Raw genomic sequence first — 15,258 nt, 5'->3', positions numbered from 1 at the left:
GGCGCGCCGCCGGACCTGGTATTCCTCAAGGAACCCCCGCCGCTTCAACACGCGGAAACGCAGGCGGGCGCGTTGCGGTACCTGGGAACGTACAGCAAACTGACCGAACGTGGCCGGGCGCACGTCACCCTCACCCAGGTGTGGTTGTGGCAGGGAGAGGAAACGATGTACGCGGTGGTGGTGCACACCACGCAGGTGAAAGGTCAGCAGGCGCAGTTCATCCGGCCCGTGTTGTTCTCCGCCGGGGCGCGCGACATCCGCCGCACCAACGCTTATGTGTTCGACAGCGAAGACGGCGAGGGAACGGTGCGCATCGAACTGCTGGAGGAGGGCAAACGTGCCCGCGCCACCCTGCAACGCTTTCGCGGCGACATCGAGATCGTGACGCTGTATAAAAAGGAACGCCTCACCGACGAAGCCCTGTCGCTCGCCCCGGTGAAAAGCGGCGAAGCGTGGCAGCACTGGTTCGATGCGGTGATGACCGGACGGTTCTTTTCGTGGACCGTGCCGGAGACCGTGGACGGCACCGCCGGCGGATGACGCGGTCCGAACTATTCTATTTGCCAGAATAAAAACCCGGCCCCCGGATAACCGGAGGCCGGGCTTTTTTATGCAGGGCACTGCCCGTCACTGCATGCAGTACATCCTGAGCGATCCCTGTTCACCGGTGTGGAGCACCGTGGCCCAGTCGTCCTTGTCCACTTCCTTGCCCTCTGTCATCGCTTCGGAAAGGTGGTGGTGCAGGCCGTAGGCCTTCGCATCTTTCGGTTCGATGCGGTCCTGCATGAAGGGCTCGTTGCCCAGCATGAGTTGCAGTTCCACGGCTTCCGTGTCCGCGTTTTCCAGAATAAAATCATGCGGGCAACTCGCAGCGGTGCCCGGCGTCAGGATCCATTCCTCGGTCGTCATCTCCCCGGTGGGCGGGGCGGCGCTGGCGGTGCCAACGGTCCAGCCCAACAGCAGACAGACCGCCATCAATATGAAACCCACTCGTTTGGTTTTCATGGCGATATCTCACCTGTAGTTAAGTCTTGGAGTCGAAAGCGGCGCGGGACCCCGGCGGAATGCCATCACTCCGCGAAGCCCGGCGACACGCAATCGTTCATACTTTAAACATAGGTCCCGCAAGGCAGGCTTTCAAACGAAATTGGGGCGGCGCGGAAGGAAGCGGGGCGGGGAACGTGATCAGCAATTTCAACGGGTTGGGAAGGAGGGGGCGGCGCAGGATCGGCGTCGGCAGGCCGGGGAGGCCAGACCGGAAAGGGTGGGCGGTACGGGCGTCCGATCAGGAAATGGAGCTGATAGCGATGAGCCTCAGTGCCGTGCCCTGGAGCGCGATGGAGACGGCGGACATGGACACCGGCCAGAACGAGTTCGGCCGGTTGATGGAAATCCCCAGCACGAAAAAGTTCAATATCATTGACGCCACGAGAATGAAAAAAAGTTGGTTGGGCATAAGAAAAATGTTTGTAGAGCTAATCAGTAAAATAAATATTTTAGAAATTAAAGTTTTCGATATACCATATTTTTCTATTGCCGATCTGAAAAGAATTTCAATGATGCTATTCAAAAATTTCAAAAGCCAAAGATTAACCAAGCTTATCAAAGAAGAGCGAAGAAAACTCAAAAGCTTCCGCTTTGGGGAAACTCTGAGGGACACGTTGTCTGAAATTTATATCCCCTCTTGGAAATCTTTGTTAGCGGTAATTTTGTTTATATTGCTGATCTACTTCGGAGGGGTATTAATTTTTTACAGTTTGCGAAATTTTTGTTTTTTGAATATTCCAGAAGATTTGATTAGAGGTGAAAATGAGCAAAATTGGATTGCTATTCACGCCGGGATAGGAACAATTATTTTTGCTCTAGTGATTTTTGTCGCCGAGAGTTTGCGTAGCGAGGATACTGAAAAGGCCCGTGTTCTGTTAAAAGAGAGTTATCTATTTCCATTGGCTGTTGGCGAGATATTAGTATTTTTTAGTTTCATTTGGGGGGAGATAAATGTTTTTGTTGGAATTCTTGTTTTGATAATTGGTGTGTTCGCTATTGTTTCTTTATACAAAATAATTTCTATTTTGTTAAACAAATATAAGTTTGCCCAGAAAAAATCCCAAGTATTAACCCAAAGGCTTCGGCAAAGCATTGATCTAGCTATTGACGAACGAATTGGAAATAATATTTTGCTATCAAGGCTAAATGATAATGATATTAAATTAAAATTTAATCCTTTGTTTGCAACTGAAACAGACAATTATTTTTGTTTAACTACTGAGAAAGTAGGAGTGATTTTTGATGTGGACTTAAACGCCTTGAGGCAAATTGCTGATTTTATTGATAGCGAAGGAAGAGAAAATAATTACTCATTCAGTGGGACGGAAAAGCCTGGGATTAACGTTGGTGAGGAAGGTGAGGCGGAAGAGATTGAAACTGCATGCTTACCAAAAAATGATGCGCGATACCTTTTGAAACATTTTCATGATGTTGTGAATGAGGAAAATAAAATTCTTATTTGTCTTGATAAGAGGCTTGTTAAGGAACAAAAGAAGTTAGAAAGAATCCAACCTTTGGTAGAGCGGGCGTTTATTATTAGACCGTCAGATAATTTTAACGAAGAAATTAGCTATGAGCTTTTGGGTATTAAGGATCAATTTATTTCAGCAATTAACCAAAGACAATTGAGAAAAATACAGGAGTTGGCCGAGCTCTATAAAAAATTAGCAGACGAGTTTTTAGAAAATGTCTCAAGGTTTGGGGGCGGGTTTACTTCTAGTCAAGCTTTAATAGAAAGAAGTTCCTTGCTTGGTGGATGGGAGCAAGTGCAGTGGCTCAGGAATGACGTAAGAGACCTTATTGAAAAATCAATCAAGAGTGAGGACAGGGAGATCATACAAAAAATTGTCTATTTGCCTATGGCAATTGCGATCAGATCAAATAAAAAAGATGATCATTATTTATTTCAAGAATTTGTAGTCTTTTCAGAAATGCTTTATGCATCCGCTTTAAGCGAGAAGAATGAGGGTATTAGGAATTTATTAAAAGATAGATCTTGGCGATATTTGCAAGATATTTCCTACTTTTATGTTGAGCCAAAAATTCAAAAAGGGTTTTTAAAAAGCAATGGATTGGAAGAGGTTAAGGGTTATGGGATTTTCTTGCTCAAAGTTTTTCAGAATCTACATAAAACGGCAATAGAGAGAAACGATTTTGAAGGTATAAAAAATTTTAAAAGTGCGGCACTTAAATTATTTGATCGCTTTTCTTTAAGTGAGGATGTCTATGAAATTGAGGACCTTGAATCGAAGATTGAGGCTTTAGAAGAATCTTCTGAAGAAAGAAGAGTGCTGAAGGGAAAATTAGAAGGGCGACTTTTGCTTAAAGAATTTGATTCAAGAAGAAAGCAAATGTTTTTTGGATTGTCTAGTTGGCTTCTAAGTGAGACCTTGTCTGGAAAAAATAATTTGAAGGAATATTATGATTTGTTGGCAGTGGCCGTTTCTGATGACATAGTGGAATTGACTAATATTTTTTCAAAATGTCATTCTTTTGAAACTATAGATTTTTGGAATTGGGGTTGGTGGGAAAGGGGATCAGAGGGGGAAGTGTATTCCGTGCAAATGCCAAGAAAGCTGGAAACATTTTATGCAATTAAGGGCCTTTCCTTGCTTTCGACAAAAAAACAGGACGAAATTCAAAGGATCAAATTGCCACTAAATAGAGAGCTTGCATATTTGGCTGGAGGAAGCCGGTCTCTTGTAAATATTTTAGATGATATAGGATTAAATCCGGGAAAATGGAATAGTATTCTTTCGCAAGAAGCTATAGGTAAGGTCGAATCCTTTAAAGGATTGCTTTGTAGGGTGAAAGAAGAGCAGGAAAAGAAAGATGCAGAAAATAAAAGAAGTAAGCCGATTTCAAAAACCAAGGTCGATGAATTTAGGGCTGCTTTTTTATCGGCATTTTCCCAGGCAGCCATTATTCGATCTATCTTTCAATATTACCAATTAATAGATAATCAGCCAGAGCGACCAGTTAATGGCATGGCGAGAATTGGAATTAATATTGTTGAGGATAAAGCGGCGTTGTTTGATGAATGGCATGTCCATTTTGGCAATTTTGGAGGTAACTGGGGCAGAGATATAGCTTCATTTGAAAATTTTGTTCTTTTAGAAAAAATTATCGAAGGGTGCCAAGAAATTTTGGAGGATGAGTTTGATGCGAAACTTAAAGATGCTGGTAATTATGATGAGATTTTTATTTTGGCTTCCAAAATTTCTATTTGGCGATTCTTTGATCAAAGAGATGGGTTTCAACCAAAATGGGATGAGTCTGTTAAGGAACTCAAAGTTAATGGCTTTATAGGGTGGTATTATATTGCAAATAATAAAATCCCGGTTTTTGAAGCCCATCATCGCAGTATAGGAAGTTTTTTATTGATACTTAATAAAAAGTCGTTGGGAAAAATCATTCAATTGTCGCCCCTTGCACAGGGAGATAATAAGGAATCCCAGATACAAGGGTTTTTCTGGGATATTCAGGATTTCTCTGAAAATGAGGAAAAAATGGAAGAGTTTATTTCAAGCCCATTAGAATGGTTAAATGAAATTGGGGATGAAGAGAAAAAGAGGGAGTACTTACAAGAGCGAGTTCATGTGCAAATATTTGAGCGGTTTGAATTTAAAAGGAGTGACAAATTTATTGGCTATAAAATAGTTTTAGATTCTTAAAAAATGAGTTTAATAAACCATTAAGTGGTTCATCAGCCCTCTCAATATCTACATTGCACATCAGGAGTATGGAAGGAAAGAACATCGAGGCAGTCGTGGGGGGTGTAGATGGCGTAATGCGTGATGGCGCGATCCGCAAACATGCCGAAGCTCTGTTCGTGCAACCACTCCACCAACTCCGAGTCCTCGACGGTCAGTAGACTGGAGTGACCCTCCCAGCTTTCGTTCTCCTCCCAGGTTTTCAGCAGGCACTTCTCGTTCGCATTGCGAAACGCCAGAACCTCTTGGAAGTGGATGCGCAACCGCCGTCCCTCCACCGATCCATCGTAAAGCACCAGCCGCAGGCCGTCGCCGTCTTTCACCATTGACTCCAGGTACAGGGGCGCCGGGATGTTTTCAAACGGTTTCCACGCTTTGTACAAATTCATGATTCTTTGCAGTTGGTGGGTTCCCGTCCGCCGTCCGGCCCGGGATGGAAGGACTTACCGTTCGACGGGTTCGGCTTCCTCTGCGGGGACGGTGTGCTCGCGGCAGAGCAGGGTGACGTCGGTGGCCGAAAGCGGTTCCTGCGTGAGTTCGCAGAAGAATTTGGTGTCGCTGATCTGCGTGTTGAAACGGCAGGTGCGGCACACGCCGAAGGCGTTCATGCCGTTGGCGTCCTGCATTTTTGAGAGCAGTTGACTGAGGTCGGCGAGAAGCCGGTCGCGGTCATCCTCCGCAAGTTCTCCCCACGCGCCCGCCACCACCCGCGCGGGCATGGCCTTGTCCAGCAGTTTCCTGCCGGTGCGGGTGACGCTGAGGTGCACCTTCCTGCCGTCCTTCTTGTCCGGCGTTTTTAAAAGCAGTCCCTTGTTCTCCAGCGCCTTGATGGTCTGCGACACCGTGCCCTTGGTCAGGCCGAAGTAATCGGTCACGCTTTGCGGCGTGTTTGAATACCGGTTGGATCGCGTGAGGTAGTGGAGAACGTCGAGCTGAATGGGTTGCAGGTCGAAGTCGGTTCCAGCGATGCGGGTTTCGGAACGGATGAGGTGCGAAATCCGTTCTATATAGTCGTGTAGTAGAGACGCGCTCATGAATGCATTGTAGCCAAGGGAATAGAAATTGACAAAATAATTCGTTCCGGGTATCTTTAATATAGTTTTGAGTCGATACTAAAAAGCGATGCATGATTTCATTCCCATTTTGACTAAGGAGACGAGACGATGAACCGGTTGTTTGCAGGCCTGCTCGCAGGCGCAATGCTATTTATGGCTTCGCCGATGCAGGCGGGCGGAGACAAAGTGGATTACCCGGATGGGTACCGCGACTGGACGCATGTGAAGTCGATGGTGATCCAGCCCGGTCACCCGCTGGAGAACCCCTTTCAGGGTATACACCATGTGTATGCCAACCCGAAAGCGGTGAAAGGATTTGAAACCGGTGCCTTCCCGGATGGATCGGTGCTGGTGTTCGACCTCCTCAATTACAGGGAAGCCGGCAAAACCCTGCAGGAGGAAGGCCGCAAACTGATCGGCGTGATGCAGAAGGACGGGGCCGCGTTCGGCAAAACCGGCGGCTGGGGCTTCGAGGCCTTCGCCGGCGACAGCCAGACCAAGCGCATCGTCACCGACGGCGGGACCGGTTGTTATGCCTGCCACACCGCGGAAGAAGGTCACGATTTCGTATTTTCGCGTTACCGCAAATAAGGGGGGTTTTAAAACAAAGCAACTTTGGCAAAGGGGTTCCGCGAAACCGGAACCCTTTTGTTTTTTTTCAGCGTAAATTGGCACACCTTAATATTTCTGTTTGCAAGTTTCGGTTTAAGCATATATCTTTTGCCACCATGGGCGGTTTCTTCATCTCCTGGAAATGCACTTTCGCGCGGCGTCTCCCTGTTCTTTAAAAGGGCGTCTCTCATTTCAAACACAAAAATGGCGGTGCCAAAACATGCCTTCTACCAAACCGAAACAGGTCATGAACAAGATGAAGCGGGAACTGACGGCGGAGAACAAGCCCCGTGTGGTGGAGCCGTACCAGTACTGGGCGCGGGTGAAGCGCGTGGTCGATGGGGATACGATTGAGCTGGATGTGGATGTCGGTTTCAAGGTGACGTTCCGCGAACGCTTCCGCCTGCTCGGTGTGGACACGCCGGAGGTGTATGGGGTCAAGCGCAGCAGCGCGGAGTACAAACGCGGCAAGGCGGCGTCCGATTTTGTGAAAAAACAAATTCCGGTGGGCAGCTGGGTGGAGGTGAAGGTGTACTCCGACAAGCGGGAAAAATACGGCCGCTGGCTGTGCGAGATTTTTGTCGATGGCAAGTCGCTCAACGAAGATCTGGTGAAACAGGGCTTCGCGCAGGAATACATGATCTGACGGAACGCGAAGAGCGCAGGACCTGGTGTGTTTCGATTGATAAAAGGAAAAAGCCCGGCGATGAGGCCGGGCTTTTTTGTTGCGGGGACCAACGGTTTTCAGGGACGCGCTTCGAGGATCATGTTGAACGGCGTTTCGGTGGCGCGGCGGCACCGGGAGAACCCGCCGCCGGTCACCACCTCGCGCAGGCGTTTTTCCCCAGCCTGCGCGCCGAGGGCCAGTCCCACTTCCTGGCTCAGGGACGACGGCGTGCACACCGTGGTGGAGAACGCGTAGTACACGCGTCCGACCGGATTCAGGTTTTCTTTCAGCGTGTCCTGCGCGATGGGCTCGACAATCATCAACGTGCCGTCCCTGTCGAGCTTGCCGCGAACATACTGGCACGCACCCTGCGGGTCGCCCATGTCGTGCAGGCAGTCGAAGAAGGTGACCAGGTCGTAATTTTCTCCTGGAAAGTCCTTGGCCCTGGCGACATCAAAGGTCACGTTGCCGAGTCCCTTTTCTTTTGCCAGGTGCCGGGCGTGTTCGATCGAAGGTGCGTGGAAATCGAACCCGAAAAACTGACTATTGGGAAACGCTTCCGCCATCATCAGGGTGGAATGACCGTAGCCGCAGCCGACGTCCGCCACCTTCGCGCCCCGTTCCAGTTTGGCCTGCACTCCGTCGAGCGCCGGGATCCAGGACGACAGCAGGTTGGCCTTGTACGTCGGCTTGAAGAACTTCGCGGTGCCGCAGAACAGGCAGGAGTCGTGGTCACCCCACGAAACCCCCTGGCCGGTGCGGAACATGTCGACCAGCTTCGGCTGGTCGGAGAACAACGAGGCGATGGAGTAGAATCCGCCGCCCATGAAAAACGGACTGTCGTCGTCGGAGAACACCGCGGCCTGCTCCGGCGTCTGGTAAAAGCATTCGGTGTCCGCATCGTACTCGATGTAACCCGATGCCGCCTGGTTGGCCGCCCATTCCTGCACGTACCGTGTCGCGGTGCCGGTTTTCCGTGCCAGCTCAGAAGCGGTCAAAGGACCGTGCCCGGCCAGCGCGCGGTAGAGTCCCAGTTCCTGTCCGAGGATCACCAGCACGCTGGTCGCGGCGGCGCCGAGATCACCCACCATCTTTCCCATGAATTCATGAAGTTTGTTTTCGTCTATCGTTGCGTGTTGCGTTGTCATGTTTGTCTCCTCCCCAAGAGAACGTTCATTGTTTTAGGATTGAACCCTTTCCTCCCATTAAACCAACCAGTCGGTTTATTTTTTGCCAAAATTTTTTTATCCCGTCAGGCTTTCCAGGTGACTGCGGAAACTCTGGAATCCCCGGTTCACCACACTCCAGTTCTTGTTCGCCCGGGCCAGCACGATGGAACCTTCCAGCATCACCAGAAACTGTTCGGCCAGATGTTTCGCCGAGGGATGCCCGTTTTTAGGAGACCCGTTGGCGGCCGGTTCAAAAATGGTTTCCAGTCGCTGGCCGAGCTTTTTGAAAATCTGGGCCACTTCCGCGCGGATCTTCGGGCTGGTGTCGGCCAGTTCCAGCCCGAGGCTGGCCAGCAGACAGCCGTTGCCCCAGAATTCCTTCGACAGTTTTTCCACATGGTCCAGGAAACCGAACATGCGGTCCTCGGGATCTTCCAGGTCGTTGAACGCACCTTCGAAAATGTTGTGTCCCCCACCCTGGTGGTACCAGTTCAAAAGGGAAAGCCCCATTTCCTCCTTGGATCCGAACGCATGGTAGAAGCTGCCCTTGCTCACCTTTGCCTTTTCACAGATGGAATCGACGGTGGTGGCCGGATAGCCCCGGGACAGAATGAGGGGCAGCGCGGCGCGCAACAGCTTTTCCTGGGTCTTGCTGAATTCCATGCCATGAATATTAGACCAACCAGTCGGTTTAGTCAACAGGAATTTTTTAAAAATCTGGCAGCGGGTCGAAAAATTTTTCAAATCGTGTAAGGAACCGCTTTCAGCCCCTACAAAGCGCAGGTGTGGCGGCAAGTGCGGCTGGACGGCAGAAACCGGCCCGGCAGCCGAAGGCCACCGTGTTTACCCGTTTCGATAAACCCTGATAGTGAGTGTTCAATGATGAAAACGAAAGTTGTGATTCGTGCGTTCCTGTTCCTGCTGGCCCTCGGTGCGGTGGGCGTGTTGCTGGGTGCGGGCAGCAAGCCCTTTGCCCCGAATGTCGATATGAAAACCGGTGACCTGCGCGTTCCGGAGGGTTACACCAGCTGGCCGGTGCTTGGCACCTGGTCCCACGCCAATACCGAAGGCGGGCCCGGCGCGAAGGAATACCATGTTGTGTACACGCAACCGGAAACCCTTGCTTACTACCGCGAGCATGGGAAGTTTCCCGACGGCGCGGTTCTGGTGAAGGAGTTGCTGGGCACCCAAACGATGGAGATGACCACCGGACCGGCGGTGAGCCACGCCACGGATTTGAAGGGCTGGTTCGTGCTGGTGCGGGATACGGAAGGCCGCTTCCAGGATTCGAAACTGTGGGGCGACGGCTGGGCATGGTCCCTGTTCATGGCCGACAACCCGGCGAAAACCGTGTCCACCGACTACAAGAAGGATTGCATGGGATGCCACCTGCCGGCGCGGGATATGGCGCCGGCCCATGCCGCCGACGCCGACAAATGGATCTACACCTTCGGCTATCCCGTGTTTCAGAAAAAGTGACAGGGATGTTCAAGCCAGGCGGGAAGTGGGACCAGGATACGGTTCGTCCTTAATGAATGCTGAAAAAGGATCGGGCAGCAATGCCCGGTCTTTTTTTTCACACTCCTGGCAAAGGTTTGACCGGGAACAGTGGAATGGAAAGCAAGCCGGAATCAGTACGTTTTGTCACGGGTCAGGCCGAGGGTTTCCACCTCCACTCCGTTTCCCTGAGAGTTGGCTTTGAAGTTTTCAATGATCTCCATCACATCGTAATCGATGTACTCCGTTTCGCTGGCGTCAATGAGGACGCGGGAGCCCTTCGGCAAGGCGTTCAACGCTTCCAGGATGTTGGCCTTGTTCAAAAAAGAAACGTTCGCGGACAACTTGAATACGATGCGGCCGTCTTCTTTTTCCTGGCGGTAGTAATGCGAAAACTTGTAATTCTCCCAGAGGACGAACAGCATGGAGACGGTCAACCCCAGTATGATCCCGTTGAGCAGATTGCTCATGAGAATGGTGAGCAGGGTGACGAAGAAGGGGATCGACTGGTACCAGCCGAGGTTGATGATTTCTTTGAAGAGGATCGGCTTGGCCAGTTTGTATCCCACCACCATCAGGATGGCGGAGAGGCTGGCGAACGGAATCATGTTCAGGTAGGCGGGCAGGGTCATCGCCGCCAGCAGGATGAAAACCCCGTGCAAAAATGCGGAAAGCCGGGTGCGGCCGCCGGATTGAATGTTGGCGGAACTGCGCACGATGACCTGCGTGATGGGCAGTCCTCCTATCAATCCCGAGCACATATTGCCGATGCCCTGCGCTTTCAGTTCCTGGTTGGCGGGACTGATCCGCTTGAACGGATCCAGTTTGTCCGTCGCGTCCAGGCAGAGCAGGGTCTCGATGCTGGCGACCAGCCCCAGGGTCAAGGCGATCTGGTAAACATCCGGGTTGTGCAGGTGGCTCCAGTCGGGAAAGGAAAACTGGCCGAAAAATTGAGCCAGCTCGGTGTGAACCGGAATATTGACAAAATATTTTGCAGGAAGTACGAGTGAAGGAAAGAACATCTCGTAGCACCGGGCGACCACAGCGCCGAGGATCACCACCGCCAGCGGACCCTGCACCCAGTGGAAGACAGGGCGCGATTTGAAAAAAGGCCGCTCCCAAAGCAATAGCAGAGCCATCGACACCGCCCAGATGATGATGACTCCCGCCGACAAATGATTGAACAGGCTTCGAAAGGCGGCATAGGTCACATAACCTTTGTCCTGAAAAATACCGATCGCTTTATCCACTTCGTAACCGACCGCGTGGGGAATCTGTTTCACCAGGATGAGAATGCCGATGCCCGAAAGCATTCCCTTGATGACGGAGGAAGGGAAAAAGTAGGCGATGAATCCGGTGCGCGCGAGGTACAGCACAACCTGAAACAGGCCGGCCAGAACGACCGCAACCTGGAACGCCGGGAACCCGACTCTTTCGATGGAGGTGAAGACAATGACAGTGAGGCCCGCCGCCGGTCCACTCACCCCGAGGGCCGATCCGCTGAACAGCGGCACCACCATGCCGCCGACGATGGCTGCGATGATGCCTGAGTACAGGGACGCACCCGATGCCAGCGCAATACCCAGGCACAAAGGAAAGGAGACGAAAAACACCACGACGCTCGCCGGAAGGTCGTGCTTGATATTTTCAAAAACTCCCAAACCGGTTTCAGGTTTCGGTTCAGTCATGATCCCTCACGTTAATAACGAAAAAGGTGACAAAACGACCTGAATCAAAAACAGAATGGTTTGATTCAAACCGGAGCGCGAGGAATGTCGAATTTTTAAACTATTTGAACCCGATGACCATGGAATCGGGCCCGGCGAGGTGCACCACCTCGGTTTTTTGAAAGCCCGCCTGTTCCATCCACCCACAGCAATCCGCTCCTGTGAAATCGAACCCGCCCGGGGTTTCGATCAGCATGTTGAGGCTCATCAGCAGGCCGAACGCATTCTCCCGCCGTTCGTCATCGATGATCGATTCGACAACGATCAACGCGCCGCCCTCAGGCAACGCATCGTACGCTTTGCGGATCAGCGTGTGTTTTTCGTTCAAATCCCAGTCGTGCAGGATATGACCCATGGAAAGGACGTCGGCCATCGGCAGGTCGTCTTCAAAAAAGTTGCCGGGGAAAAATTGCAAGCGGTCGGATAACTGAAAGGACGCCACGTACTCGTCGAAAACCGGTTGCACGACGGGGAGATCGAAATTGCCTCCGGTGATGTGCGGATGTTTCAACGCCACCTGCACCGGCAGGCCACCCTGCGCACCGCCCACATCGATGAAGGTCTTGTACTTTTCAAAGGGGAATTTGGCGGCGACGTTGACATTCGCGCCCATGCTGAGCCCCGTCATGGCGCGGAGGAATTCTTTCAGCTTGGCGGGATCGCCGTAAACCGCTTCAAACAGGCCGGGTTCCCCGTGTTTGATTTCGTTCTGCGGCAGGCCGGTTTTCAGTCCCAAGGTCAGGTCGCCCCAGAACCGGTACAGGCGGCTGTTGGCCATCTCCAGGAACCCGCCGATGTAATACGGACTGGACCGGTCCAGATACTGCACCGTCTCCGCCGTGTTGGAATAACAGCCGTCGGCTTTGTGGAGCAGGCCCAGCGCCACCAGCGTATCGAAAAAATCGTGGGCGGAGCGGGAGTGGAGGCCGGTTTTTTCGCTCAGGGTTTCGAGTGAATAAGAATCTTTTCCAAGAAGCGTGAAGACGCCCAGCTCCACCGCGCTCAGTAAAACTTTCGAGCTCCAGAAGCCAAGTCCCATCTGCATGATTCTGTCAGGCCGAACCGGATCGGTCATGGATGGTATCCCCCTTTTTTACGCGGCCTGCCGGTGCGGCAAGCCCCCTGGTTTTGGAAAGGAACAAGGCCCGCTTGCAGGCCTTTAAACAAAAGTGGAGCTGGGGGGATTCGAACCCCCGACCTCTTGAGTGCGATTCAAGCGCGCTCCCAACTGCGCCACAGCCCCCTATTCCAATTTCGTGGTGGTGCAACGATTAAAATTCAAAATGACTGCGGAGCGAAAACCCGTCACCGCCAGACATAGAAACCCACGATCTTGTAGCCCGAATTCAAAAACTTTTTAGCTTCCTCTTCGGAATAGCAGTCGTTCACATCTTCCCGGCCCCATCCACATAAAAACTTGTCCCACTTGCGTACGCTGACATCCGGTTTTCCGTAACCTTGACCCGATTTCAAAATCTCCGGCTGGAAGTTGATGTTCTTGACGTGACTCGACCTGCTGAACAGTTGCAGGGCGATTTTGGCGTCTTTCGGCATGCAGTCGGGGGCGCTTTCCTTGTCGGCCTGCCACTGAAAGGCGGCGGAAACGTGCGGCTGTCCGTTTTCTTCTTTGATGTGGTATTTGAGCTTCAATGTATCCGCCCGGCAATCCGGAAATTCCTGCAGCGTATGGATGAAGACGCCTTCCTTCTCGATGGACTCCTCAGCCAAAGCGGGCGCTACAAAAAATGCGAATGCTGAGGCAAAAGCCAGAACGGTGCGGAACAATGCAGCCATAAAAAAACTCCTTCAAGGATTGAATTTCCGGTGAAGCGGAAAACGGTTTGTATCCATACGGCCAACGCACTAGATGTGGTTGCGGATCATCAGTTCTTTCGGATGCGGGTTCAGGTACACCTGGTTCTGCAGGTACTCTACCTTGTGCGTGCGAACATGATGACGCACCAGGGTCACCGGGACCACCAGCGGCACGAGGCCCTGCCGGTAATCCTCAATGGTTTCCAAAATGTCCTGTTTTTCTTCACTCGACAACGCCTTTTTGAAAAACCCCAGCATGTGTTGCAGGACATCCACGTTTTTTTTGATCGTCGATTTCGCCGCCAGCGCGTCCATGAAGGTGTCGGCGTATTGGGATTTCAACTCCGCAGGCGAATGCTGTTTGGCCTCGGCCACCAGCTTTCCCAATGCGTTGTAATGTTTGCGGCTGTGCGCCAGCAAAAGAAACTTGTGCTCGGTATGAAATTTCACCAGGGCGCCGCGGGAGAAGCGTTCGCCCAGCAAATTTTGCAGGCGGTGGTAGGCGAAGACGCGGACGATGAAGTTTTCGCGGATTTTAGGATCGTGCAGGCGACCTTCCTCTTCCACAGGAACGCGCGAACAGGTATTCACGAACGCTTCGGCGAACAGGCCGCGTCCGTTGTGGTGGACGGTGGGCGTGTCGGTGTATACCTTGATGCGGCTCAGGCCGCAACTGGGTGATTTCGATTTGAAGATGTAACCGCACAGGTCCATCTTCGCCAGTTCGTGGGACCGCATCTTCGACAGGCGGCGCATGGCGGCGGTCCAGTCGGTGCCCGTCTTCGTTCCCACCATGCGCGGCGACTCCGGGGTGCCGTGCAGGCGCACGGTTTCGCGCGGTGTGCCCATGCCCGCGTCCACCTCCGGGCAGGTCGGCACCCATTCAAAAAAAGCGGCCAGTATCTCCGTCAGGTAACGGTCGCGTTTGTGGTCGCCGTTCCAGCGGACGGGGTCGCCCAAAAGGCAACTGCTCACCCCGATTCGGATTTTTTCGGTTTCCGGCGATACGGGCATGGCGAAGCACTCCGTCGAAATAATATCTATTCATTATATAGAAACAGAGGCCTTTTCCGCATGGAGAAATGCCGGCTCTCCAGGCCAGACCTGAGGAAATGGATTGTTTCTTGAATCATGTCTGCGGATCCTCGTCCTCCTCTCGCAGAGGGGTCAGTAAAAGCGGATGCCGATAGAGAGAAAATGCGCGTTGTGGCCCGCTTCCACCGCGCCCAGCTGGCCGTCGGCAATGGACAGGAATTTGTACTGGAACAAAAGCGAACCGTTGACCCCCTGCCGCATGTGGGTGGGAGCGAGCTCCAGCCCCAGCACCGCCTGCCAGGCCATCGACTGGTCGCTTCCGCGGGTGACGTTGGCAAGGAACAGGTCCTGCTTCGCCTGCCCGGCGCCGCCGCCGAAATAATAGTGGTAGGTGAACAAGCCCGTTTCGTGTTCCCAGCCCCGGCTCCGGTAGTAGGCGTTGATGAGGAGGTTGTCGATCTTCAACTGGTCGCCCTCTTCTCCCTGCGCGCCGGACAAGGAACCGATCTCCAGGGTGGTGGTGCCGACCTCGACTTCCAGAAGAAACCTTTCGTTGAACATCAGGCCCAGCGCACCGAAGAAACCCAGGCTGACGTTGTAATCCGGTTCGGCAATGGTGGCTCCGGTGCCCGGGTTTTTCAGCTTGGACCCCATCACGAAAGCGGGGTTTACGGGGAACAGGTTGAGGTAGGGGGTCACTTCCAGGGCCCACGCCCGCAGGGGAACCAGGCAGAACAGGAGAGTCAGTAGAATGTATTTGCGCACGGGGACTCCTCAAAATGAAGTCAGGACGGGCATTGTACCACCCCGCGACGCGGGGAGGAAGCGAGGCTGACGTTCAAATTCCGGTTGATTGCGCGGCGCCGGTCGCGATAATTTATGGAGTAACAGGCGTGCGCTCTTCCCGCGGTTTTGGGATGT

Annotated in this window: 16 protein-coding genes and 1 tRNA gene; 5 read left to right on the top strand and 12 right to left on the bottom strand. The window is 52.3% G+C overall.

Going from position 1 to position 15,258, the window contains the following annotated elements; all coding sequences use genetic code 11:
* Nucleotides 1-540 (top strand): hypothetical protein (locus ACTRXA_RS12575; protein ID WP_442427520.1); only part of this gene is annotated, 540 nt, incomplete at its 5' end.
* A gap of 87 nt (nt 541-627) precedes the next feature.
* On the opposite strand, the gene ACTRXA_RS12570 is transcribed toward ACTRXA_RS12575, so the two are convergent.
* Both ACTRXA_RS12570 and ACTRXA_RS12565 read right to left on the bottom strand, forming a co-directional pair.
* Nucleotides 628-1,005, bottom strand: a complete 378-nt coding sequence (locus tag ACTRXA_RS12570; protein WP_442427519.1) for a hypothetical protein — start codon at nt 1,003-1,005, stop codon at nt 628-630.
* 280 nt (nt 1,006-1,285) lie between these two features.
* Nucleotides 1,286-1,420: a hypothetical protein gene (locus tag ACTRXA_RS12565; RefSeq protein WP_442427518.1), complete on the bottom strand. Its 135-nt coding sequence runs from the start codon at nt 1,418-1,420 to the stop codon at nt 1,286-1,288.
* A gap of 13 nt (nt 1,421-1,433) precedes the next feature.
* Here ACTRXA_RS12565 and ACTRXA_RS12560 point away from each other — a divergent pair, with 13 nt between their 5' ends.
* Nucleotides 1,434-4,721: a hypothetical protein gene (locus ACTRXA_RS12560; RefSeq protein WP_442427517.1), complete on the top strand. Its 3,288-nt coding sequence runs from the start codon at nt 1,434-1,436 to the stop codon at nt 4,719-4,721.
* A 41-nt stretch (nt 4,722-4,762) separates the two neighbouring features.
* On the opposite strand, the gene ACTRXA_RS12555 is transcribed toward ACTRXA_RS12560, so the two are convergent.
* Together ACTRXA_RS12555 and ACTRXA_RS12550 are read right to left on the bottom strand one after the other, a co-directional pair.
* Entirely contained in the window at nt 4,763-5,149 is a 387-nt protein-coding gene (locus tag ACTRXA_RS12555) for a hypothetical protein (protein ID WP_442427516.1), read from the bottom strand.
* Between the two features lie 54 nt (nt 5,150-5,203).
* On the bottom strand, nt 5,204-5,794 hold the full coding sequence (locus ACTRXA_RS12550; protein WP_442427515.1) for a MarR family winged helix-turn-helix transcriptional regulator: 591 nt from the start codon (nt 5,792-5,794) through the stop codon (nt 5,204-5,206).
* A gap of 129 nt (nt 5,795-5,923) precedes the next feature.
* Between ACTRXA_RS12550 and ACTRXA_RS12545 the strand changes: the two genes are divergently transcribed.
* Entirely contained in the window at nt 5,924-6,406 is a 483-nt protein-coding gene (locus tag ACTRXA_RS12545; RefSeq protein ID WP_442427514.1) for a cytochrome P460 family protein, read from the top strand.
* 241 nt (nt 6,407-6,647) lie between these two features.
* Nucleotides 6,648-7,073: a thermonuclease family protein gene (locus tag ACTRXA_RS12540; RefSeq protein ID WP_442427513.1), complete on the top strand. Its 426-nt coding sequence runs from the start codon at nt 6,648-6,650 to the stop codon at nt 7,071-7,073.
* Nucleotides 7,074-7,171: 98 nt separating this feature from the next.
* On the opposite strand, the gene ACTRXA_RS12535 is transcribed toward ACTRXA_RS12540, so the two are convergent.
* Together ACTRXA_RS12535 and ACTRXA_RS12530 are read right to left on the bottom strand one after the other, a co-directional pair.
* Complete coding sequence (locus ACTRXA_RS12535) at nt 7,172-8,242, bottom strand: methyltransferase domain-containing protein (RefSeq protein ID WP_442427512.1); 1,071 nt, start codon at nt 8,240-8,242, stop codon at nt 7,172-7,174.
* 96 nt (nt 8,243-8,338) lie between these two features.
* Entirely contained in the window at nt 8,339-8,926 is a 588-nt protein-coding gene (locus tag ACTRXA_RS12530; protein ID WP_442427511.1) for a TetR/AcrR family transcriptional regulator, read from the bottom strand.
* Between the two features lie 216 nt (nt 8,927-9,142).
* Between ACTRXA_RS12530 and ACTRXA_RS12525 the strand changes: the two genes are divergently transcribed.
* On the top strand, nt 9,143-9,742 hold the full coding sequence (locus ACTRXA_RS12525) for a cytochrome P460 family protein (RefSeq protein WP_442427510.1): 600 nt from the start codon (nt 9,143-9,145) through the stop codon (nt 9,740-9,742).
* 152 nt (nt 9,743-9,894) lie between these two features.
* Here ACTRXA_RS12525 and ACTRXA_RS12520 read toward each other — a convergent pair whose 3' ends face one another.
* The 6 genes from ACTRXA_RS12520 to ACTRXA_RS12495 form a co-directional block, all read right to left on the bottom strand.
* On the bottom strand, nt 9,895-11,448 hold the full coding sequence (locus ACTRXA_RS12520; RefSeq protein ID WP_442427509.1) for a SulP family inorganic anion transporter: 1,554 nt from the start codon (nt 11,446-11,448) through the stop codon (nt 9,895-9,897).
* Between the two features lie 100 nt (nt 11,449-11,548).
* A complete protein-coding gene (locus ACTRXA_RS12515) occupies nt 11,549-12,562 on the bottom strand; it encodes a methyltransferase (protein ID WP_442427508.1) in 1,014 nt (337 codons plus the stop codon).
* Nucleotides 12,563-12,657: 95 nt separating this feature from the next.
* Nucleotides 12,658-12,730: transfer RNA gene (locus ACTRXA_RS12510), tRNA-Ala, on the bottom strand.
* Between the two features lie 62 nt (nt 12,731-12,792).
* Nucleotides 12,793-13,281, bottom strand: a complete 489-nt coding sequence (locus ACTRXA_RS12505; RefSeq protein WP_442427507.1) for a hypothetical protein — start codon at nt 13,279-13,281, stop codon at nt 12,793-12,795.
* A 69-nt stretch (nt 13,282-13,350) separates the two neighbouring features.
* The gene (locus tag ACTRXA_RS12500) at nt 13,351-14,316 is read right to left on the bottom strand and encodes a YbgA family protein (RefSeq protein WP_442427506.1); all 966 of its coding nucleotides are present in this window, start codon (nt 14,314-14,316) and stop codon (nt 13,351-13,353) included.
* A gap of 153 nt (nt 14,317-14,469) precedes the next feature.
* A complete protein-coding gene (locus ACTRXA_RS12495) occupies nt 14,470-15,102 on the bottom strand; it encodes a hypothetical protein (protein WP_442427505.1) in 633 nt (210 codons plus the stop codon).
* Nucleotides 15,103-15,258 lie beyond the last annotated feature (156 nt).

This window comes from Nitrospina sp. P1_D6 (assembly GCF_052156615.1).
Classification (GTDB): Bacteria; Nitrospinota; Nitrospinia; order Nitrospinales; family Nitrospinaceae; genus Nitrospina.
Note: the sequence above shows the minus strand (reverse complement) of the source record. Positions and strands in the feature narration are given on the sequence as shown.

Coding starts and splice junctions, on each gene's coding strand:
- ACTRXA_RS12570 (WP_442427519.1), bottom strand. CDS start 1,005: ATGAAAACCAAACGAGTGGGTTTCATATTGATGGCGGTCTGTCTGCTG.
- ACTRXA_RS12565 (WP_442427518.1), bottom strand. CDS start 1,420: ATGATATTGAACTTTTTCGTGCTGGGGATTTCCATCAACCGGCCGAAC.
- ACTRXA_RS12560 (WP_442427517.1), top strand. CDS start 1,434: ATGAAAAAAAGTTGGTTGGGCATAAGAAAAATGTTTGTAGAGCTAATC.
- ACTRXA_RS12555 (WP_442427516.1), bottom strand. CDS start 5,149: ATGAATTTGTACAAAGCGTGGAAACCGTTTGAAAACATCCCGGCGCCC.
- ACTRXA_RS12550 (WP_442427515.1), bottom strand. CDS start 5,794: ATGAGCGCGTCTCTACTACACGACTATATAGAACGGATTTCGCACCTC.
- ACTRXA_RS12545 (WP_442427514.1), top strand. CDS start 5,924: ATGAACCGGTTGTTTGCAGGCCTGCTCGCAGGCGCAATGCTATTTATG.
- ACTRXA_RS12540 (WP_442427513.1), top strand. CDS start 6,648: ATGCCTTCTACCAAACCGAAACAGGTCATGAACAAGATGAAGCGGGAA.
- ACTRXA_RS12535 (WP_442427512.1), bottom strand. CDS start 8,242: ATGACAACGCAACACGCAACGATAGACGAAAACAAACTTCATGAATTC.
- ACTRXA_RS12530 (WP_442427511.1), bottom strand. CDS start 8,926: ATGGAATTCAGCAAGACCCAGGAAAAGCTGTTGCGCGCCGCGCTGCCC.
- ACTRXA_RS12525 (WP_442427510.1), top strand. CDS start 9,143: ATGATGAAAACGAAAGTTGTGATTCGTGCGTTCCTGTTCCTGCTGGCC.
- ACTRXA_RS12520 (WP_442427509.1), bottom strand. CDS start 11,448: ATGACTGAACCGAAACCTGAAACCGGTTTGGGAGTTTTTGAAAATATC.
- ACTRXA_RS12515 (WP_442427508.1), bottom strand. CDS start 12,562: ATGACCGATCCGGTTCGGCCTGACAGAATCATGCAGATGGGACTTGGC.
- ACTRXA_RS12505 (WP_442427507.1), bottom strand. CDS start 13,281: ATGGCTGCATTGTTCCGCACCGTTCTGGCTTTTGCCTCAGCATTCGCA.
- ACTRXA_RS12500 (WP_442427506.1), bottom strand. CDS start 14,316: ATGCCCGTATCGCCGGAAACCGAAAAAATCCGAATCGGGGTGAGCAGT.